Annotated in this window: 11 protein-coding genes and 1 pseudogene; 10 read left to right on the forward strand and 2 right to left on the reverse strand. The window is 75.3% G+C overall.

All coding sequences use genetic code 11. From position 1 onward, the window contains the following. Positions 1-196 precede the first annotated feature (196 nt). The 5 genes and pseudogenes from ACIBAI_RS24470 (at position 197) to moeZ (ending at position 6,012) form a co-directional block, all read left to right on the forward strand. Entirely contained in the window at positions 197-1,924 is a 1,728-nt protein-coding gene (locus tag ACIBAI_RS24470; protein WP_399037404.1) for a DUF3492 domain-containing protein, read from the forward strand. Further along, a complete protein-coding gene (locus ACIBAI_RS24475) occupies positions 1,921-3,135 on the forward strand; it encodes a hypothetical protein (protein WP_399037406.1) in 1,215 nt (404 codons plus the stop codon). The genes ACIBAI_RS24470 and ACIBAI_RS24475 overlap by 4 nt, the downstream gene beginning before the upstream one ends. A gap of 402 nt (positions 3,136-3,537) precedes the next feature. Further along, a complete protein-coding gene (locus ACIBAI_RS24480; RefSeq protein WP_399037408.1) occupies positions 3,538-4,497 on the forward strand; it encodes an NAD-dependent epimerase/dehydratase family protein in 960 nt (319 codons plus the stop codon). Positions 4,498-4,556: 59 nt separating this feature from the next. Then, a pseudogene (locus tag ACIBAI_RS24485) lies at positions 4,557-4,769 on the forward strand (phage tail protein); the annotation flags it as partial. A 64-nt stretch (positions 4,770-4,833) separates the two neighbouring features. Then, positions 4,834-6,012 carry an adenylyltransferase/sulfurtransferase MoeZ gene (moeZ, locus tag ACIBAI_RS24490; RefSeq protein ID WP_399037410.1) on the forward strand — a complete coding sequence of 393 codons (1,179 nt, stop codon included), beginning with the start codon at positions 4,834-4,836 and terminating at the stop codon, positions 6,010-6,012. 110 nt (positions 6,013-6,122) lie between these two features. Here the strand turns inward: moeZ and ACIBAI_RS24495 are convergent, their stop codons facing one another. Both ACIBAI_RS24495 and ACIBAI_RS24500 read right to left on the reverse strand, forming a co-directional pair. Then, entirely contained in the window at positions 6,123-7,604 is a 1,482-nt protein-coding gene (locus ACIBAI_RS24495) for an alpha/beta hydrolase (protein ID WP_399037412.1), read from the reverse strand. A gap of 261 nt (positions 7,605-7,865) precedes the next feature. Further along, positions 7,866-10,586 (reverse strand): lysylphosphatidylglycerol synthase domain-containing protein, encoded by a 2,721-nt coding sequence (locus tag ACIBAI_RS24500; RefSeq protein WP_399037415.1) that lies wholly within the window; start codon positions 10,584-10,586, stop codon positions 7,866-7,868. A 185-nt stretch (positions 10,587-10,771) separates the two neighbouring features. Here ACIBAI_RS24500 and ACIBAI_RS24505 point away from each other — a divergent pair, with 185 nt between their 5' ends. The 5 genes from ACIBAI_RS24505 (at position 10,772) to nudC (ending at position 21,028) form a co-directional block, all read left to right on the forward strand. Then, complete coding sequence (locus ACIBAI_RS24505; protein ID WP_399037418.1) at positions 10,772-11,158, forward strand: MGMT family protein; 387 nt, start codon at positions 10,772-10,774, stop codon at positions 11,156-11,158. A gap of 302 nt (positions 11,159-11,460) precedes the next feature. Beyond that, positions 11,461-14,733 (forward strand): ATP-dependent helicase, encoded by a 3,273-nt coding sequence (locus ACIBAI_RS24510; RefSeq protein ID WP_399037519.1) that lies wholly within the window; start codon positions 11,461-11,463, stop codon positions 14,731-14,733. A 100-nt stretch (positions 14,734-14,833) separates the two neighbouring features. After that, positions 14,834-18,514, forward strand: coding sequence for a UvrD-helicase domain-containing protein (locus ACIBAI_RS24515; protein WP_399037420.1), 3,681 nt, complete (start codon positions 14,834-14,836; stop codon positions 18,512-18,514). Positions 18,515-18,524: 10 nt separating this feature from the next. Next, positions 18,525-19,928: a dipeptidase gene (locus tag ACIBAI_RS24520; protein WP_399037422.1), complete on the forward strand. Its 1,404-nt coding sequence runs from the start codon at positions 18,525-18,527 to the stop codon at positions 19,926-19,928. Between the two features lie 155 nt (positions 19,929-20,083). Beyond that, positions 20,084-21,028, forward strand: a complete 945-nt coding sequence (nudC, locus tag ACIBAI_RS24525; RefSeq protein WP_399037424.1) for an NAD(+) diphosphatase — start codon at positions 20,084-20,086, stop codon at positions 21,026-21,028. Positions 21,029-21,178: the final 150 nt, after the last annotated feature.

Raw genomic sequence — 21,178 nt, forward strand, 5'->3', positions numbered from 1 at the left:
CGGGGTGGGGGGGCGCCCCCCCCCGCGCCGCCCCCGCCCCCCCCCGCCCCCCCCCGGCCGCCCCCCCCCCCGCCCCGCGGGGGGGGGGCGCCCCCCCACCCCCCCCCCCCCCGCCACCGTCTTGTCCGCATACGTTCGTCCCGCTGCGAGCCGCCGACAACGGCGGCTCCCCAGACGGGAGATCGGGGGTGCACGCGTGCGCATCGGACTGCTTACGGAGGGTGTTCATCCGTATGTGGGCGGTGACGCCGGGCCCTGGTGCGACCGGCTCGTGCGCGGGCTCGGGCAGCACGAGTTCGACCTCTACGCGCTCACCCTCGGCGAACGCCAGGAGGCCGAGGGACGGCTTCCGCTGCCGTCGCAGGTCACCCGGGCGCGCACCGCGCCTTCGCGGAGCCCGGGGCACGACGGGGTGGTGTACGGGCGCCGGGCGCGCCGGCGGTTCGCCGAGTGCTACGCGGACCTGGTGGCCGCCCTGTGCGCACCCGCGTCCGGGGACGTCCCGGCCGGGAGACGCGCGGACCTCCCGGGGGAAGCGCCGACCGGTGAGGCGGACCGTTTCGCCGGCGCCCTGTACGCCCTCGCCGAACTCGCCCGCGACGAGGGCGGCCTGGCGGGCGCGCTCCGCTCCGAGACCGCCGTACACGTCCTGGAGCGCGCCTGCCGTGCGCCCGGCGCCCCGCGCCCGGCGCACGAGGCGCGCGTCCCCGAACTGCTCGCCATGGCCGCACACCTCGAACGCGCCCTGCGCCCCCTCTCGTTCGACTGGTACGAGGACGACCGGCTCGGCGCGGTCGACCTGTGCCACGCGGCCTCCGGCGGCGCGGCGGCCCTGGCCGGGCTGCTGGCCCGGCACTTCCTCGGCGTCCCCCTGCTGGTGACCGAGTACGGGGCGCGCCTGCGCACGTACTACCTGGCCGACGCGCGGACCTCGCCCCCGGTGCGGTCCCTGCTCGCCGCCTTCCACGGCCGCCTCGCCGCCGAGACCTACCGGCAGGCCTCCGTGATCACCGCCGGCAACGCGCAGGTCCGCCGCTGGCAGGAGCGCTGCGGAGCCCCCCGGCACAAGATCCGCACGGTCCACCCGGGCCTGGCGGCGGCCCCCTTCGCCAAGGTGGGGGAGGCGCCGGAGCGCGGGGACCCGGACACCCTGGTCTGGGTCGGCCGGGTGGACCCCGCCAAGGACCTGGTCTCGCTGCTGCACGCGTTCGCGCAGGTCCGCGCGGAGGAGCCGAGGACCCGCCTGCGGATCGTGGGGGGCCCGTCGGGCCCCGGGGGCGCGGCCTACCTCGCCCACTGCAAGGCCCTCGCGGCCCGGCTCTTCCCCGCCGAGGCGGCGGGACCGCACACCGCCGGCGGCAACCCGGTCTCCTTCGAGGAGACCGGCGGACCGGACCTCCCGTCCCCCGCCGACGCCTACGCCGCGGGCGCCGTGACCGTGCTGTCCAGCGTCGTGGAGGAGTTCCCGGTCAGCCTGGCCGAGGCCATGCTCTGCGGCCGGGCGACGGTGTCCACCGACGCCGGCGCGGTGCCGGAGGTCATCGGCGGCACGGGACTCGTCGTGCCCCCGCGCGACCCGCGGGCGCTCGCTCGGGCGTGCGTGGCGCTGCTGCGCGACCCCGAGCGCCGCGCACGCCTGGGCGCCGCCGCACGCGCCCGCGCGCTCGAACTGTTCACCGCCGAGCGGAGCATCGCGGCGTTTCACGGCATCTACCTGGAGATCGTCTCGCACACCCCGGTCCGCCGCGTCGTCCTCGACGCCGCCGGAACACCCCTGCCGTTCGGCGCCCCCGCCGAAGCCCACGTCCCCGGCCGCTGGGCCGACGCGGCGGCCCGCGCCGTCGCCCGGGGCACACCCGGCTGGGCGGCGGACGCACCGGTACGGGCCGCCGCCCCCGCACCCGCCGCCGAGGGGGCCCGATGAGCGGCCCCGACGAACCCGGCCGCCCCGGCGCACCGGACGGCCCCAGGACGTGGGACGAGCGTCCGCACGCGCACCCCGCGGCCGGTACGCCCGCCGACGACGCCCGGCCGGACTCCCCCCGCCGTACCGCCGGGGACCCGGTGAAGGCGCTGATGCACCGTCACCGCGAACTGTGCGGACGGGCCGTGGACCCGCTGGAGATCGCGGCCGGCCTGGAGGCCCACGGCGTCACCGACCGGACCGCGGCCCGCTTCCGGCACCGCGACGTCTTCTCCCTCGCCGAGGAGATGTACGCCCGCGCGCCCCGCGCGGACATCCCGCTCCGGCGCCCCGCCCCCGCCGAATCCGCCCGCCCGCGCGCCGGCCTGCTCCTGCTCCCGCTGCTGCCGGGCGCGCTCTGCGCCGCGACCGTGGCGGGAACGCACCTCACCCACGGTCAGCCGCGGCTGACCGTGGGCGCCGGGGGAGCCCTCGCCGTCGTCCTGGCGCTGCGCGCCGTATGCCGCCGAAGCCCGCTGAGCGCCCCCGGCCGTCCCGCACCGGCCAGGCACACCGCCGGCTTGTGGACCTGCGCCCTGCTGGGCTACGCCCTCCTCGGCGACGGCCTGCTCGGCGCGGCCGTCGCCGGGGGCCCCGACACCCTGCCCACCGGCGCCGCCGACGGGCCCTGGCCCCTCGCCGTCGCCCCCGTCCTGGCCCTGGTCATGGCCTGCGCCCCCGCGGCCTGGAGCGCCCACCTGTTCACCGCGGGCGCCCGCCGCAGGCTCGCGGCCAGCTGCGGCCTGGCGGACTTCACCGCCTCCGTGCGGCCCCTGCTGCTCGGGACGCTCGCCCTGTTCACGGGTGCCCTCGCGACCCTGCTCGCCCTCAGCGCGACGGTCCTCGGCGCCTCCGCCGCCCACCCCCAGGGCCTCACCCTGGGAGCCCTCCTGATGCTCGCCCGCCTCCTCGTCGCACACGGCCTCACCCATGCCCCGTCACTCGTCCTCGCCGCCACGGCCGCCGCCGAGGTCACCGCCCCGGCCACCGTCTTCGCGGCCCGCCTCCCCGGCTGCGACTTCCTGGCCGTCCCGGTGCAGACCCTCGTCACGGCCTGGGGCCCGGGCAGCGTTCCCACGCTGGCCTGCGGCATCGCGGCCCTGACGCTGCTGATCCACGCGACCCGCCGACTCACGAGAGCCTCGGCCCACGCGCCGGGACAGCCATGCTGAGCGCCCGTCCGCAACGGAACCCGGCAGGACTCGCGCGGCCCACCCGCTCGCGGGCGGTTCCGAGGGGATCTGCGCGGCCCGTCCGCCCGCGGCCGGCCTCGGCGGGGCTCGTGCGGTCCGTTCGCCCGTGGCCGGTCCGGGCAGGGCCCGCACCGCCCACCCGTACCCGGCAGGGTCGGCACCGTCCGCGCCTGCCCGCACCCGGCAGAGCCCCGGCCCCTCCATCCGCCGCGGGGCGAACGCATGCCCCGCACGCCCCTCCCACGGGCCCATGGCGCTCCCCGGGCCGCCGCAGGCACCGCCCCGGCCCGACCACCGCAGGCATCCGCACCCGCGACACTCCGAAGGAGACCCCGAAATGATCACCTCCCGACCCGACACCTCGGCCCCGGGAGCCGCCCGATGAGAGTCCTGCTGATCGGAGCCAACGGCTACATCGGCCGCTTCGTCGCCGATCGCCTGCTCGCCGACCCGGCCGTCCAGCTGACCGCCCTCGGCCGCGGCGACGACGCCGACGTCCGCTTCGACCTCGCCACCGGCAGCCCCGGCGCCCTCACCCGCTTCCTCGACGCCGTCCACCCCGGCGTCGTCATCAACTGCGCGGGCACCACCCGGGGCGGCGCCCGCGAACTCACCCGCCACAACACCGTCGCCGTCGCCACCGTCTGCGAGGCCCTGCGCCGCAGCGGCTGCGGCGCCCGCCTGGTGCAGGTCGGCTGCAGCGCGGAGTACGGGCCCAGCCAGCCAGGCTCCTCCACGGCGGAGGACGCCGTCCCCCGCCCCGGCGGTCCCTACGGCGTCAGCAAACTCGCCGCCACCGAACTGGTCCTCGGCTCCGGACTGGACGCCGTGGTCCTCCGCGTCTTCTCACCCGCCGGCCCCGGCACCCCCGCCGGCTCCCCGCTCGGCCGGCTCGCCGAGGCCATGCGCCGCGCCATGCAGTCCGGCGACGGCGAGCTCAAGCTCGGCGGCCTCGGCACCCAGCGCGACTTCGTCGACGTCCGCGACGTGGCCCGCGCCGTCCACGCCGCGTCCCTCTCCGCCGCGCAGGGCATCATCAACATCGGCTCGGGCCGGGCCGTCCGCCTCCGCGACGCCGCCGCCACCCTCGCCCGCGTGGCCGGCTACGCCGGTGCGCTCCACGAGCTCGACGGTCCCCCCGTCGCCCTGCGGCCGGCCATCGGCCACCCCCGCCCCGACCCGGACCACGCGCCTCCGCTCGCGTATCCGTACCCCGACGGCTGCGGCAGCTGGCAGCAGGCCGACGTGCGCACCGCCCGCGACCGGCTCGGCTGGCGGCCCCGGATCACTCTGGAGGAGTCCCTCGCCGACATCTGGATGGAGGCGGCATGCCGTATCTGACGCATCCGGGAGCGAAATCCGACGCCCCCGGGAGCGGACGCCGCATGTGCCGACGTCCCGCCGGCCGGCCGCCCGAACGCTTCCGCCGCTTCGCGCACGGTGTGTCCGGCCCGCACCTCCACGAGGCGCTGCGCACCGCCCGCCGGCAGGGCACTGCGACGATCCGCTTCACCGAGCGCACCGGCCGGGACGGCCGCACCGGCCGCCGGGAGGCCGTGCCCGGCTACTGGGACGACATCGTCTCGCGTGTCGGAACAGGTGTCTCGGAATGAAAAAGGCCATGGCACTGTTTACGGGAAGAACAACCGTAATGATTGACCGACCAACGGAGTCCCCGTGTCGTTGCCACCCCTGGTCGAGCCGGCTCCCGAGCTCACCGTAGACGAGGTCCGCAGGTACTCCCGCCACCTGATCATCCCCGACGTGGGGATGGACGGGCAGAAGCGGCTGAAGAACGCCAAGGTGCTCTGCGTGGGCGCCGGCGGCCTGGGCTCGCCGGCGCTGATGTACCTGGCCGCCGCGGGCGTCGGCACGCTCGGCATCGTGGAGTTCGACGAGGTCGACGAGTCGAACCTGCAGCGCCAGATCATTCACAGCCAGTCCGACATCGGCCGTTCCAAGGCCGAGTCCGCCCGTGACTCGGTCAAGGGCATCAACCCGTACGTGAACGTGATCCTTCACGAGGAGCGGCTCGAGGCCGACAACGTGATGGACATCTTCAGCCAGTACGACCTGATCGTCGACGGCACGGACAACTTCGCCACCCGTTACCTGGTCAACGACGCCTGCGTCCTGCTCAACAAGCCGTACGTGTGGGGCTCGATCTACCGCTTCGACGGCCAGGCCTCCGTGTTCTGGTCCGAGTACGGCCCGTGCTACCGCTGCCTCTACCCGGAGCCCCCGCCCCCCGGCATGGTTCCCTCCTGCGCCGAGGGCGGCGTGCTGGGCGTGCTGTGCGCGTCCATCGGCTCCATCCAGGTCACCGAGGCGATCAAGGTCCTCACCGGCACCGGTGAGCCCCTGGTCGGCCGCCTGATGATCTACGACGCCCTGGAGATGCAGTACCGCCAGGTCAAGGTGCGCAAGGACCCGAACTGCGCGGTCTGCGGAGAGAACCCGACCGTCACCGAACTCATCGACTACGAGGCCTTCTGCGGCGTCGTCTCCGAGGAGGCCCAGGCGGCGGCCGCCGACTCGACGATCACTCCCAAGCAGCTCAAGGAGTGGATCGACGACGGCGAGAACATCGAGATCATCGACGTCCGCGAGCCGAACGAGTACGAGATCGTCTCCATCCCGGGCGCCCGGCTGATCCCGAAGAACGAGTTCCTCATGGGCACCGCCCTGGAGGGCCTCCCGCAGGACAAGAAGATCGTCTTGCATTGCAAGACGGGTGTCCGCAGTGCGGAAGTCCTCGCGGTCCTGAAGTCCGCCGGCTTCGCCGACGCCGTCCACGTCGGCGGCGGCGTGATCGGCTGGGTCAACCAGATCGAGCCGCACAAGCCGGTGTACTGACGCGGCTTCCCCGCCCGCACGGCAGAGGCCAGGGCGGCGGGAACCCGGACAAGGGAAGCTCTGTCGGTGGGGGCTGCGGGCACGGTGAGTGCCCGCAGCCCCCACCGACGTCATGAGCAGACCTTGCCCTCCGGCGGCACCGTCCCGTGCAGCAGGTACGCGTCGACCGCGGTGTCGACACAGTCGCTCCCGCTCCCGTACGCGCCGTGCCCCTCGCCCTTCCAGGTGAGCAGCACGCCGACGCCGTCGCCCAGTTCGTCCGCCATCCGCCGGGCGCCCTCGTAGGGCGTGGCCGGGTCGCCGGTGTTGCCGATCACCAGGATCGGAGCGGCGCCCGGTGCGCTCACCTCCGGTGTGTCGTGCCGGCCGGCCACCGGCCAGTCGTGGCACCAGCCGGCCGTGTCCCAGCCGAGGAAGGCCCCGAAGACGGGGGATATCCTCTCGAACCTCGGCAGCAGCTTCTTCGTCTCCTCGACGGTCGGCCGCCGCCGGTCGTCCAGGCACGATATGACCCGTTGCGAGTGGGTCGTCGTGCCGTAGCGGCCCGACGAATCGCGTTCGGCGTAGCCGTCGGCGAGCGCCAGCAGTTCCGAACCGTCGCCCTGCTCCGCCGCTTCCAGGGCGCTGGTCAACGCCGGCCAGCTGTCCTTGCTGTACAGCGGCAGGACGAGGCCGGTGAGCGCGAGCGTCTGCGTCAGCCTCCGCCCGGGTGAGGAGGTCGGCAGGGGGCGCGCGTCGATCCGCCGCAGCAGGTCGGCTATCTTCCGGGTGCCCCGCTCGGGGTCCTGCCCGGTGGACGCCAGGTAGTTGTTCAGCGCGCGCTGGAAACCCTTGGCCTGGTTCTCGGCGTGCCCCACCGTGTCGGCGCTCGGGTCGACGGCCGCGTCGAGCACCACCCGCCCCACGTTCTTCGGGAACAGGTGCGCGTAGACGCCGCCGAGTTCGGTGCCGTAGGAGATGCCGAAGTAGTGCAGCTTGCCGTCGCCGAGGACCTGCCGCATCAGGTCCAGGTCGCGGGCGGTGTCGGTGGTCGAGACGTGCTCCAGCAGCTTTCCGGCGGCCTTGGCGCAGCCCCTGCCGAAGTCGGCGGCGTCCGCGAGGTACGCCTTCTCCTCGGCCGGGGTGTCCGGGGTGGCGTCCACCGCCGCCTCGGCGGCCTCGATCTCCTCGTCGCCGCGGCAGCGGACGCCCCCGCTGGCGCCCACTCCGCGCGGGTCCCAGCTGACCAGGTCGTAGCGCTCGCGCAGGTGCGAGACCGCGGCGGCGTACGACGGCATCATGGACACGCCGGAGCCGCCGGGACCGCCGAAGTTGAACAGCAGCGAGCCGAGGCGATCGTCCCCGCGGGCCTTGGCGCGGATCAGCGCGAGGCCGATCGTCTCGCCGTCCGGCTTCGACCAGTCGAGCGGCGCCTTCAGCGTGGCGCACTGCCAGTCGTCGCCGGGCGCGGGGGAGTCCCCGGTGGCCTTGCAGCGGCCCCAGTCGAGCCGCTGCGCGGCCGGTTCGCCGTCGTCGGACGACCCGCTGCCGCAGCCGGTCGCCAGCAGTGCGGCGGCGGCCGTGACGGCCGCCCACCGGAACCAGCGCCTCATGTCGTCTCCCCCCCTCGCCCGCCCCTCCGCGCCGCCCGCGGAAGGCGGTCGTGCCATCGTAGATGGAGCGCGCGAAACCCGCGCAGCCCTGTGGAAAACTCCCTGACCTGCTGGTTCATGAGGCTGGCGGAGGTGAGATCGCCAGGGGAGGGGGCCGCCCGGCGCGCGCGGGCGGACGACCTCACCCTGCGGCTCCAGCGCCGCGCACGAGCGCACGCGCCGAGTGCCGCTGCCTCCTGACGGGGAGCCCTCAGGAGGGCACTAAAGCGCTTCCTTCCGCGTCAGATGGGTGAAGGCCAGCCAGCCCGGCAGCACCGGAAGCCACAGCGTCAGCAGCCGGAACAGCAGTACCGCCGGCGCGGCGACCTCGCTGGGCAGCCCGACGGCGATCAGGCCGACCGTCAGGGTCGCCTCGACCGCGCCCACGCCGCCCGGTGTCGGCGCCGCGGACCCCAGCGCGTTGCCGGCGAGGAAGACGACGGCGACGCTGGCGATGCTGATCGAGGTCGTCTCGTCGCCGAACGCCCGGATCGAGGCGTCCAGGCACATCACGAAGCAGGCGGTCAGCAGCAGCATGCCGCCGATGCCGGTGACCAGCTTCTGCGGCCGTTGCAGCACGTCGAGCATGCGCGGCACGACGCCCGCAAAGAGCGACCGCACGCGGGTGACGACGAATTTCCGCAGGAACGGCACCGAGGTGACCACCAGCACGAGCACCGCCACCGTCAGCAGGCCCGCGATGACCGTCCGGGACGGCGACAGCGAGGGCGTCTTCTCGGTGCCGGTCAGATAGCCGAAGGACAGCAGCATCAGGATGTGGCAGCCGAGCCCGAACAGCTGCGACGCGCCCACGCTCGCCACCGCGAGCCCCGGCCGCACCCCCGCGCGCTGCAGGAAGCGCGTGTTCAGGGCGACGCCGCCGACCGCCGCCGGAGCGACGATCTTCACGAACGAGCCGGCGACCTGCGCCGCCACCGTCCGCAGGAACGGCACCCGCTCGGGCACGAACCCCAGCAGGGCCATGGCCGCCGCGAAGTAGCTCGCCGCCGAGAACAGCACGGCCGCGGCCACCCATCCCCACTCGGCGTTGGCGATCAGCGGCCCGAACTCGATGTGGGTGAGCTGGGTCAGCAGGAAGTACGCGCCGATCGCGCCGGCGATGAAGCTGATCAGCGTGCGCGGCCGCACCCGCTCCAGCCGGGCCGGCTCGACCGGCGCCTGCGGCCTGATCCGCAGCACCTCGTACCGGATCTGGGTGAGCAGATCCTCCTCGCGCGCCTCCTCCAGGGCCTCGTCGATGGCCCGCTTCTGCGCCCTGGCCTCGGCCCGCACGGCCTTCTTGTCGGGTTTCTCGGGGACGGGACGGTCGTGCTCCCCGGCCGCCTCCAGCCGGGCCTGCTTGGCCTGACGGGAGGCCTCCAGGACCGCCTCGCGTTCCCTCTGGGCGCGTTCCCGGGCCAGTCTGCGCAGCGTCGCGCGGGTGGAGCGGCTCAGCGCGATGGGCTGCAGCATCGGCAGGCAGTCGGCCACGGTGTCCGGCCCGAGGACGCTCACCGCCGAGGCCACCGCGCGCTCGGCGCCCACCCGCAGGCCCAGCGTGACCAGCAGCTGGGAGACGTCCATGCGCAGCAGCAGGTCGCCGGCCGCGATCTCGCCGATGCGCAGGTCGGTGAGGATCACCGTGCCGGAACGATCCACCAGGATGGCGTCGCCGACCAGCCTGCGGTGCGCGATGCGCCGGGACTGCAGCGCCTTCACCTGGTGCCAGGTGTCGCGCAGCAGCTCGTCGGTGATCTCCTCGTCCGGCAGCGAGTCGAGGGTGCGCCCGCCGGTGTGCTCGTAGACGAGCATCACCGCGTCGGGGCCCAGCTCGGAGGTGGCGATCAGCTTGGGCGCGTTGGCGCCGGCCGCGATGGCCGCGTAGGCGAGCAGCGCCTCCTGCTCCAGGGCCTGGCGCAGCGACTGGAGGCTGCTGCGGGTGGCGAAGCCGCGGAGGGTCAGATTGCGCCATGCCCGGTAGAAGAAGCCCTGCGCCTGCTGCTCGCGGTCCACCACGGTGACGTCCAGGGGCGGTCCGTCCTCCAGGGTGACGAAGTAGCGCCGGCCGCGGTCGCCGGTCTCCGCGGTGTCCGGGACCTCCTCGCGGGACGCGGTGACCGGGCGGAAGCCGACGGTCCGCAGGCCCGCCATGAGCGTCCGCCCGGTGGGGCGGACATTGGGCGAGCCGACGGCGTACAGCGTTCCGTAGGCCACGGTCCAGCCGATGAGCACCGTCAGGATGATCGAGAACGGCGTCGTGTAGCCGGTGACGAGCATCGAGAAGGCGTCGAGGAGCAGCACGATCCACAGCACCGCCCGCCACCGCGGGCGGCGCGACATGCCGACGGCCGTCATGTAGGCGATGACCGGCGCCAGGTATCCGTGCACGGGATCGGTGAGGGCGTGGACGTCGCCGGGCGAGGGCTGGGTGAGCGCCTCCTGGATGGAGTCGGGCGCGGCCTTGGCGACCCACAGGTCGGTGGCGAGGGTCACCCCGTGCGCGAGGACCGCCGCGAGCACGCCGTCGGCGATCCGCAGCCCGTCCCGCTTGATCAGCCGCTCGATCGCGAACGCGACCGGCACCAGGAGGATGGCGATGCTGGAGGCCAGGCCCGCGATCTTGATCAGCAGGTCGGGCGCCTGCCCGGTGCCCTTGTTGATGTCCTGTTCCAGGCCCGAGGTCGTGCCGTGCGCGAACGCGGCGATCGCGAGCAGCACGACGACGGCGAGCACGCCCACCAGGAGCCGCATCAGGTCGGAGGGACGGTGCACGCGCGCGGGGAGCAGCGGCTCGTCGCCCTCCACCTCGTCGATGTGCGCCTCGTCGACGTGGTCGGCGCCCGGCGCCCGCCTGCCCCGGCCGCGCCTGTCCCCGGCGTCCGGGCGCGACGAAGCGGCAGAGGCGCTCCGAGCGTCCTCGGGGTGCACACCCTGCTGCTTCATCGTCTCTTCTCGGTCTCGTATCACCGGTCACCGCCCGCACGATGGTGGCATGCCGCACCGGCACACCGGGGCATCAGGGTGCACATGCGGGGGCGCACAGTCTGCCGGAAGCCCGGTTCCCGGGCGAGGGATCCGCACGGGCGGAGCGCGCCGCGCTGTCGGTGGGGTGAGGCAGGATGGGCCGGATGAGCCAGGAGAGCCTCCCGGACGGCGCCCGCCCGGGACACCCGGACGCGCTGCCGGAGTACGCCGAGCGGGTCCTCGACGTCACCGAACGGATTCCGCCGGGGCGGGTCATGACCTACGGCGACGTGGCCGAGTGGCTGGGCGAGGGCGGCCCCCGCCAGGTCGGCCGGGTGATGGCCCTCTACGGGGGAGCGGTCCCGTGGTGGCGGGTCGTACGCGCGGACGGGGTGCTGCTCCCCGGACACGAGCTGGAGGCGCTCGGCCGCTACCGTGCGGAGGGCACGCCCCTGAGGGAGCCGGGCCGGGCCGCGGAGGGCCGTCTGCCGCGCCTCGATCTGCGACGGGCGCGGTGGGACGGCGACGAACGTGCGCGGGGTCACACCTGACAGCTTCCGCCATCCGGCGGGCCGGTGTGCGACCCGTGTTCCGTAGGGGGGAAACAGGACATGTCCGTGGCATGACGTACGTTCGTGAGGCGAGGGACGCAGGTGCCGCGAGTGACGGGAGGGAAAAGATGGAAGCTCTGCTTCCGCCCTGTCGCCCGGCGTAGCGTCGGCTCCACGCGCCCCCCTCACCCCGCGACCCCCGCCGCCCGCCCGCGGCGCGAGCCCCACCAGCACACCCACCAGGACCGGCGAACCACGTGAGCTCCTCTTCCTTCTCCACCAGGCACCCGTCGCACCCGCAGGTGCGACGGGGGACCCCCGGGGCTTACCGACTGGTGCGTACCCCGCCGGCCCGTGTGGATCCCCCTCGTCTGGACGCCGCGCAGCGCTCCGTGGTTGACCACCGCAGCGGTCCGCTGCTCGTCCTCGCGGGCCCGGGCACCGGCAAGACCACCACGCTCGTCGAGTCCGTCGCCGAGCGGATCGCCCGGGGCGCGGACCCCGAGCGGATCCTGGTGCTGACCTTCAGCCGCAAGGCCGCCGTCGAACTGCGGGACCGCATGGCGCTGCGCATCGGGGCGGCGCGCGCCCCCCAGGCGACCACGTTCCACTCGTTCAGCTACGCCCTGGTCCGCGCCCACCAGGACAGCGACCTGTTCGTGGAGCCGCTGCGGCTGCTGTCCGGCCCCGAGCAGGACGTCACCGTCCGCGAGCTGCTCACGGGCCAGGCGGACCTGGAACGGCTCGGACTGGCGCACGTGCGCTGGCCGGACGAGCTGCGCGCCTGCCTGACCACCCGCGGCTTCGCCGACGAGGTCCGCGCGGTCCTGGCCCGCAGCCGCGAGCTGGGCCTCGGACCGGACGCCCTGGACGCCTTCGCCCGGCGCATCGGCCGCCCCGACTGGCGCGCCGCGGCGGCCTTCCTCGCCGAGTACCTCGACGTGCTCGACCTGCAGGGCGTGCTCGACTACGCGGAACTGGTGCACCGCGCGGTGCTCCTCGCCCGCCGCCCCGAGGCCGCCGAGCGGCTCGCCGCCCGGTACGACGCCGTCTACGTCGACGAGTACCAGGACACCGACCCGGCGCAGGTGCGGCTGTTGCGCGCCCTGGCCGGCGGCGGGCGCACCCTCGTCGCGTTCGGCGACCCCGACCAGTCGATCTACACGTTCCGCGGCGCCGACGTGAACGGCATCCTGGACTTCCCGCACGCCTTCCCGCGGGCGGACGGCCGCCCGGCGCCCGTCGAGGTCCTGCGCACCTCCCGCCGCTCCGGCGCCGCCCTGCTGGCCGCCACCCGGCTGCTGACCCGGCGCATGCCGCTGCCCCGCCTGCCCGCCGACAAGGCGCGCGCCCACCGGGAGCTCATCCCGGTGCGGGACGGGGGCCGGGTGGAGGTGTACACGTACCCGACGCCCGGCACGGAGCTGGACAACATCGCCGACATCCTGCGCAGGGCGCACCTGGAGGACGGCCTCCCCTGGAGCGAGATGGCCGTCCTGGTGCGCGCCGGGTCCCGCACCATCCCGACGGTCCGCCGCGCCCTCACCGCGGCCGGAGTGCCCCTGGACGTCGACGGCGACGACCTGCCGCTGCGTCACGAACCGGCGGTGGCACCGCTGCTGACGGCCCTGCGGGCGGTGGCGACGGCGGAGGCGCGGCGGACCGAGGAGGCCCCCGGGAAGCAGGGCACCTGCTGGCTCGACACCGAGACCGCCCTGACCCTGCTCGCCTCGCCCCTCGCGGGCATGGACGCCGCCGACCTGCGCCGCCTGGGCCGGGCCCTGCGGGAGGAGGAGCGGGCCGCGGGCAACCCGCTGCCGCCCCCCTCCGACGAACTGCTGGCGCGGGCGCTGGCCGAGCCGGAGCGCCTCACCGTGCACGACCCCGCCTACGCGCGGGGCGCCCAGCGCCTGGGCGCCCTGCTCCGCAAGGCCCGCGAACGCCTCGCGGGCGGCGGTACGGCCGAGGAGGCGCTGTGGGACCTGTGGGAGGGCACGCCCTGGCCGGCGCGCCTGGAGCGGGCCGCCCGGCGCGGCGGCGCGGCCGGCCGCAACGCCGACCGCGACCTGGACGCCGTGTGCGCCCTCTTCGCGACCGCCGCGCGCGCGGAGGAGCGCACCGGCGGCCGGGGCGCCCTGAACTTCCTGGAGGAGATCGAGGCCGAGGACATCGCCGCCGACACCCTCACCCGGCGCGCCGCGCGCCCCGACGCCGTCCGCCTGATGACCGCGCACCGCTCCAAGGGACTGGAGTGGCGCCTCGTCGTCGTCGCGGGCGTCCAGGAAGGACTGTGGCCGGACCTGCGCCGCCGCGGCTCCCTCCTGGAGGCCGACCGCATCGGCCGCGACGGGCTCACCGAACCGCTCACCCCCGGAGCGCTGCTCGCCGAGGAGCGCCGCCTGTTCTACGTGGCCGCCACCCGCGCCCGCGAACGCCTGGTGGTCACCGCCGTGAAGGCCCCCGCGGACGACGGCGACCAGCCCTCCCGCTTCCTGACCGAACTCGGCGTCGAACCCAGGGACGTCACCGGCCGCCCGCGCCGCCCGCTGAACGTCGCCGCGCTCGTCGCCGAGCTGCGCGCCACCACGGTCGACCCGCGCGTCTCCGACGCCCTGCGCGAGGCCGCCGCCCGCCGGCTGGCCCGGCTCGCCGCGCTCGCCGACGAGGACGGCCGTCCCCTGGTGCCGTCCGCGCACCCCTACCGCTGGTGGGGCATGTTCGAGCCGACCGAGTCCAAGGTGCCGCTGCGCGACCGCGACCAGCCCGTCGTGCTCTCCGGCAGCGCCCTCGACCAGCTCGCCAACACCTGCGCCCTGCAGTGGTTCCTGGGCCGCGAGGTGAAGGCCGACGCGCCCGCGACCGCCGCCCAGGGCTTCGGCAACGTGGTGCACGTCCTCGCCGACGAGGTCGCCTCCGGACACACCCCGGCCGATCTCGACGTCCTCATGGAGCGCCTGGAGTCCGTGTGGAACGCGCTCGCCTTCGACGCGCCGTGGAAGTCCGCCCAGGAGAAGGAGAACGCGCGCGCGGCGCTGGAACGCTTCCTGAAGTGGCACGTCATGGACCGTGCGGGGCGTACGCCGGTCGCCAGCGAGCACGACTTCGACGTCACCTTGGAGGCCGGCGACTACGAGGTGCGCATCCGCGGCCAGATGGACCGCGTCGAGACCGACGGCGAGGGCCGCGCCTACGTCGTCGACTTCAAGACCGGCAAACAGGCCCCCAGCGCCGCCGAGGTGGCCCGCCACCCGCAGCTCGCCGTCTACCAGCTCGCCGTCCGCGAGGGCGCCGTCGACGAGGTCTTCGGCGGGACGCGCCCCGAGCCGGGCGGCGCCGAACTCGTGCAGCTGCGCCAGGGCGCGGCCCGGCGGGACGGCGGCGCGGACCTGCCCAGGGTGCAGGCGCAGGAGGCCCTGGCGGGGACGGCGGGGGAGTGGGTCGGCGAGCTGCTGGCGACGGCCGCCGGCAAGGTCCTCGACGAGCGGTTCGCACCGACCGCCGGCCAGCACTGCGCGCACTGCGCGTTCCGGGCGTCGTGCAGTGCGCGGCCCGAGGGACGGCACGTGGTCGAGTGACCGGTGTGACATATAGCACCACACGTGTTCACCTACGCTTTTTCCGTAGCACGGACCAATCCGGCACCCCTGGTCGGTGATCGCCGCTAGTCTCTCTGGGATGCCCGCCCGTATCACCGACCCCGAACAGCTCAAAGAGCTTCTCGGCATCCCGTTCACCCCGGAGCAGATCGCCTGCATCACCGCGCCGCCCGCCCCGCAGGTGATCGTGGCCGGCGCCGGGTCGGGCAAGACGACGGTGATGGCGGCCCGCGTGGTGTGGCTGGTCGGCACCGGCCAGGTCGCCCCCGAGCAGGTGCTCGGCCTCACGTTCACCAACAAGGCCGCCGGCGAACTCGCCGAACGCGTCCGCGCGGCCCTGGCCAAGGCCGGCGTCACCGACCCGGACCCCCTCCCGCCACCCGGCCCCCCCTCGGCGGCGGCGCTTCGCTCCGGGTCCTTCGGGCCGGACCCGGAGGACCCGCCGGGCGAGCCGGTGATCTCCACGTACCACGCCTTCGCGGGCCGTCTGCTCACCGACCACGGCCTGCGCATCGGCCTGGAGCCGGCGTCCCGCCTGCTGGCCGACGCCACCCGCTACCAGCTCGCCGCACGCGTGCTGCGCGAAGCGCCGGGCCCCTACCCGGCGCTCACCCGCTCCTTCGCGGACCTGGTCGGCGACCTCCTGGCCCTCGACGCCGAACTCGCCGAGCACCTCGTGCGGCCGGAGGACCTGCGCGCGTGGGACGCCGGGCTGCTGCACACGCTGGAGGGCGCCCAGCTCACCAACGCCGACCTGCGCAAGGTCCCCGAGGCGGCCGCCGCCCGCCGCGAACTCGCCGACCTGGTGATCCGCTACCGGGCCGCCAAACGGGAGCGGGACCTGCTCGACTTCGGCGACCAGATCGCCCTGTCGGCCGAGCTCGCCGCACTCCCCGAGGTGGGCCGCCTGCTGCGCGAGGAGTTCCGCGTGGTCCTCCTCGACGAGTACCAGGACACCTCGGTCGCCCAGCGCGTCCTGCTCGCGGGCCTGTTCGGCGGCGGCACCGGCCACCCGGTCACCGCCGTCGGCGACCCCTGCCAGGCGATCTACGGCTGGCGCGGCGCCTCCGTCGCCAACCTCGACGACTTCCCCCGGCACTTCCCGCACGCCGACGGCCGCCCCGCCGCCCGGCGGGCGCTCAGCGAGAACCGCCGCAGCGGCGGCCGCCTCCTCGACCTCGCCAACGGCCTCGCCGAGCCGCTGCGCGCCCTGCACGCGGGGGTGGAGGCCCTCCGCCCGGCCCCCGGCGCCGAACGCGACGGCCTGGTCCGCTGCGCCCTGCTGCGCACCCACGCCGAGGAGATCGAGTGGGTCGCCGACTCCATCGCCCACCTCGTGCGCACCGGGAAGGCGCCCGGCGAGATCGCCGTCCTGTGCCGCACCGCGACCGACTTCGCCGAGATCCAGGGCGCGCTGGTCGCCCGGGACGTCCCGGTGGAGGTCGTGGGCCTGTCCGGGCTGCTGCACCTGCCCGAGGTGGCCGACCTCGTCGCCGTCTGCGAGGTCCTCCAGGACCCCGGCGCCAACGCCTCCCTCGTCCGCCTGCTGACCGGCCCGCGCTGGCGGATCGGCCCGCGCGACCTCGCCCTCCTGGGGCGGCGCGCCCGGCTGCTCGTGACGCACGCGCGCGTGGCCGGCGACGACGACCCCGACCGCCGGCTCGCCGAGGCCGTCGAGGGCGTCGACCCGTCCGAGACGATCTCCCTCGCGGACGCCCTCGACACGTTCCTGGAGACCCCGCTGGACGGCCGCGGGGACGACGACGGACTGCCCTTCTCCCCGGAGGCGCGCGTGCGGTTCGCCCGCCTCGCCGCCGAACTGCGCGACCTGCGCCGCTTCCTGTCCGACCCGCTCATGGACGTCCTGCACCGCGTCCTGGCCGTCACCGGCCTGGAGGTCGAGCTGTCGGCGTCCCCGCACGCGCTGGCCGCCCGCCGCCGGGAGACCCTGTCCAACTTCCTGGACGTCGCCGCCTCCTTCGCGGCCGGCGACAACGAGGCCACCCTGCTCGCGTTCCTCGGCTTCCTGCGCACCGCCGCCCAGTACGAGAAGGGCCTCGACAACGCCCTCCCCGGCGGCGAGAACACCGTCAAGGTGCTGACCGCCCACCGGTCCAAGGGCCTGGAGTGGGACGTCGTCGCCGTGCCCGGCCTGGTCACCGGCACCTTCCCCAGCAGCCAGGGCCGCGAGAAGTGGACCGCCCAGGGCAAGGTCCTGCCGCACGCGCTGCGCGGCGACGCCGACACCCTCCCCGACGTGGAGTCCTGGGACTCCCGGGGCCTGAAGGCCTTCCACGAGGCCATGAAGGAGCACCAGCACACCGAGGAACTCCGCCTCGGCTACGTCACCTTCACCCGCCCCCGCTCCCTGCTCCTGGGCTCCGGCCACTGGTGGGGCCCGGCCCAGAAGAAGCCGCGCGGCCCCTCCGCGTTCCTGAAGGCCCTGTACGACCACTGCGCCGCCGGACACGGCGAGATCGAGGTCTGGGCGGACGAACCCGCCGAGGACGAGGAGAACCCGGCGCTGCACCGGGCCGGCGCCGACCGGGCGTGGCCCCTGCCCCTGGACGACACCGCCCTGGCCCGGCGCCGCGCGGCCGCCGAGACGGTCCTGGCCCACCTGGAGGACCTCGCGGCCCGCGCGGACGGCCACCCCGCGGTTGTGCACGACCCGGACGCCTACGACGACCCGGACTGGCCCCCGCCGCCGCAGGACGACGACCCGTACGCCGACGCCCCCTTCGAGGAGGCCCCCCACGAGGGGGACCCCTTCACCGGGGAGGACCCCTTCGCCGGGGAGGACCCGTTCCTCGAGGAGGCCCCGGCCGACCGGGACGCGTGGGCGGCGGACCGGCCCGCCATCCCCCACCAGGCGGGACCCCCGGAGACCACCGGGCACCCCGGCACGGCGCAGGGCCCGGCCCCCCGCCCCGCGGAATCCGCGCGTCCGCGCTCCGGGGAGCCCCGGCCGCCGGACGCGCCCGCGCACCCGGCCGCCGGGCGCCCCGGCCCCTTCGAGGCCGCGCGGCTCACCCCGGAGGAGGCCCGCACCGTCGCCTCCTGGGACCGCGACCTCGACGCCCTCGCCGGCGAACTCCTGCGCGCGCGGGAGAGCGTCAGGGAGGTCCCCCTGCCGGCCTCGCTGACCGCCTCCCAGCTGCTGCGCCTGGCCGCCGACCCGGACGGCTTCGCGCAGGAGCTGGCCCGCCCCATGCCCCGCCCGCCGCAGCCCGCCGCCCGCCGCGGCACCCGCTTCCACGCCTGGGTCGAGGCCCGCTTCGAGGAGCTGACGCTGCCCATGCTGGAACCGGAGGAGCTGCCCGGCAGCGAGGCCGAGATCGCCGACGAACGCGACCTGGAAGCCCTCAAGGAGGCCTTCGAGCGCACCGAGTACGCCCGGCGCACGCCCCATCGTGTGGAGGCCCCCTTCCAGCTCGCGCTCGCCGGCCGCGTCGTACGGGGCCGTATCGACGCCGTCTACAAGGAGGGCGACGGGGACGGGGCGACGTACGAGATCGTCGACTGGAAGACCGGCCGCACCGCCGCGGCCGACCCGCTCCAGCTCGCCGTGTACCGCCTGGCCTGGGCCGAACAGCAGGGCGTGCCCCTGGAGGCGGTGACGGCCGCGTTCCTGTACGTGCGCACCGGCGAGGTCGTACGGCCGGAGCACCTGCCCGGCCGAGCGGAGCTGGAGCGGCTGCTGCTGGGGGAGCCGGCCGGTGACGAACCGCACGACGAGGATGCCACCGTCGGCCGATAGGCTCGTGACCATGAGCCACACCCCGGACGGCGCCGTCCGCGCGTACATCGAGCAGCACCGTGCCGCCTTCCTCGACGACCTTGCCGAATGGCTGCGCATACCCTCGGTGTCGGCCCAGCCCGACCACGCGCCCGATGTCCGGCGCAGCGCCGACTGGCTCGCCGCCAAGCTCAGGGAGACGGGATTCCCCACGGCCGAGGTCTGGGAGACCCCCGGCGCCCCGGCCGTCTTCGCCGAGTGGCCCTCCGACGACCCCGGGGCGCCCACGGTCCTCGTCTACGGCCACCACGACGTGCAGCCCGCCGCCCGCGAGGACGGCTGGGACACCGAGCCCTTCGAGCCCGTCGTCCGCGGGGGTCGTCTCCACGCGCGCGGGGCGGCCGACGACAAGGGGCAGGTGTTCTTCCACACGCTCGGCGTCCGCGCGCACCTCGCCACCACCGGCCGCACCGCCCCGGCCGTGCACCTGAAGCTGCTGGTCGAGGGCGAGGAGGAGTCCGGCTCCCCGCACTTCCGCGCCCTCGTCGAGGACCACGCGGACCGGCTCGCCGCCGACGCCGTGATCGTCTCCGACACCGGCATGTGGTCCGAGGACACCCCCACGGTGTGCACCGGCATGCGCGGCCTCGCCGAGTGCGAGATCCGGCTGCACGGCCCCGACCAGGACATCCACTCCGGTTCCTTCGGCGGCGCCGTGCCCAACCCGGCCACGGCCGCCGCGCGCCTGGTGGCCGCCCTCCACGACGAGCACGGGCGCGTGGCGATCCCCGGCTTCTACGACGGCGTGATCGAGCTCACCGACCGCGAGCGCGCACTCTTCGCCGAACTCCCCTTCGACGAGGAGCGGTGGCTGCGCACGGCCAAGTCGTACGCCGCCCACGGCGAGGCCGGGTACACCACCCTGGAGCGCGTCTGGGCCCGCCCCACCGCCGAGGTCAACGGCATCGGCGGCGGCTACCAGGGCCCCGGCAGCAAGACGATCATCCCGTCCGCCGCCCTGGTGAAGCTGTCCTTCCGGCTGGTCGCGGGCCAGGACCCCGGCCACGTCGAGAAGGCCGTCCGCGCCTGGGCCGAGGAGCGGGTGCCCGCCGGGATCCGCTGCGAGATCACGTTCGGCTCGGCCACCCGCCCGTGCCTGACGCCGCTGGACCACCCGGCGCTGCGGTCCGTGGTCCGCGCCATGGGCCGCGCCTTCGGGAAACCGGTCCGCTTCACGCGCGAGGGCGGCTCCGGGCCCGCCGCCGACCTCCAGGAAGTGCTGGACGCACCGGTGCTCTTCCTCGGCATCTCCGTCCCGTCCGACGGCTGGCACGCGCCGAACGAGAAGGTCGAGCTCGACCTCCTCCTCAAGGGCGTCGAGACCGCCGCGTACCTGTGGGACGACCTCGCGGCGCACTGGCGCCACGCGCCCTGAGCCCCCCGCGCCGTCCGGACCGGCATCCCGCGCGGGGCACACTGGAAGGGCCGCCCCGCACCGCCGAGCCTCCCGGACCCGGTCGCCGCCCGCCGCCCGTCCCGCCGAACCGCCCGCCGACCCAATCCGTTCCACCGGGGGAGTTGGAAGCACCCGTGACCACCTGGACCGACCACACCGCCGACCGTCCCATCTCGCTCACCGCCCCGAGCGGCATCGACCGCGCCGCGCACCACCGGCTCGACGAGGCCTGGCTCGCGGCGGCGTGGAGCCACCCCTCGACGCGCTGTTTCGTGGTCTCCGGCGGTCAGGTCCTCATCGACGAGACGCCGGACGGACGGACCGAACTCGTCATGACCCCCTCCTTCGAGGCCCCGCTCACCGAGGCGCACCGCTATTTCCTCGGCATCGACGAGGACGGCGTGAGCTACTTCGCCCTCCAGAAGGACTCCCTGCCCGGCCGCATGGACCAGTCCGCGCGGCCGGCGGGCCTGCGCGAGGCGGGCCTGCTGCTGTCCCCCCGGGACGCGGGTCTCATGGTGCACGCGGTCGGCCTGGAGAACTGGCAGCGCACCCACCGCTTCTGCTCCCGCTGCGGCGAGCGCACGGTGATCGCGGCGGCCGGTCACATCCGGCGCTGCCCGGCCTGCGGCGCCGAGCACTACCCGCGCACCGACCCCGCCGTGATCATGGCCGTCACCGACGGCGACGACCGCATCCTGCTCGGCCGCCAGGTCCACTGGCCCGAGGGCCGCTTCTCGACGCTCGCCGGCTTCGTCGAGCCCGGGGAGTCCGTCGAGCAGGCGGTGCGCCGCGAGGTCCACGAAGAGGCCGGCATCACCATCGGCCGGGTCGAGTACGTCGCCAGCCAGCCCTGGCCCTTCCCGTCCAGCCTCATGCTCGGCTTCATGGCCCACGCCACCTCCACCGACATCGACGTCGACGGCGACGAGATCCACGAGGCCCGCTGGTTCTCCCGCGACGAACTGGGCGCCGCCTTCGAATCCGGCGAGGTCCTCCCGCCGTACGGCATCTCGATCGCGGCCCGCCTGATCGAGCTCTGGTACGGCAAGCCGCTGCCGACGAGGAACTTCTTCTGAGGCCGGGCCGCCCGGTCCGGCACGTCAGGTACGGCGTGGGGGGGGGGGGGGCGCCCCCCCCCCCGCGCGGGCCCCCCCCCCCCCCCCCCCCCCCCCCCCCCCCCCCCCCCCCCCCCGGGGGGGGGGGGGGGGCCCCCCCCGCGCCCCCGC

The sequence above is a fragment of the Streptomyces sp. NPDC051041 genome, assembly GCF_044456065.1.
GTDB lineage: Bacteria > Actinomycetota > Actinomycetes > Streptomycetales > Streptomycetaceae > Streptomyces > Streptomyces glaucus.

Bases quoted from the DNA above. Each gene is read 5' to 3' on its own strand.
- ACIBAI_RS24475 (WP_399037406.1), top strand. From the start codon at position 1,921: ATGAGCGGCCCCGACGAACCCGGCCGCCCCGGCGCACCGGACGGCCCC.
- ACIBAI_RS24480 (WP_399037408.1), top strand. From the start codon at position 3,538: ATGAGAGTCCTGCTGATCGGAGCCAACGGCTACATCGGCCGCTTCGTC.
- ACIBAI_RS24495 (WP_399037412.1), bottom strand. From the start codon at position 7,604: ATGAGGCGCTGGTTCCGGTGGGCGGCCGTCACGGCCGCCGCCGCACTG.
- ACIBAI_RS24500 (WP_399037415.1), bottom strand. From the start codon at position 10,586: ATGAAGCAGCAGGGTGTGCACCCCGAGGACGCTCGGAGCGCCTCTGCC.
- ACIBAI_RS24505 (WP_399037418.1), top strand. From the start codon at position 10,772: ATGAGCCAGGAGAGCCTCCCGGACGGCGCCCGCCCGGGACACCCGGAC.
- ACIBAI_RS24515 (WP_399037420.1), top strand. From the start codon at position 14,834: ATGCCCGCCCGTATCACCGACCCCGAACAGCTCAAAGAGCTTCTCGGC.
- ACIBAI_RS24520 (WP_399037422.1), top strand. From the start codon at position 18,525: ATGAGCCACACCCCGGACGGCGCCGTCCGCGCGTACATCGAGCAGCAC.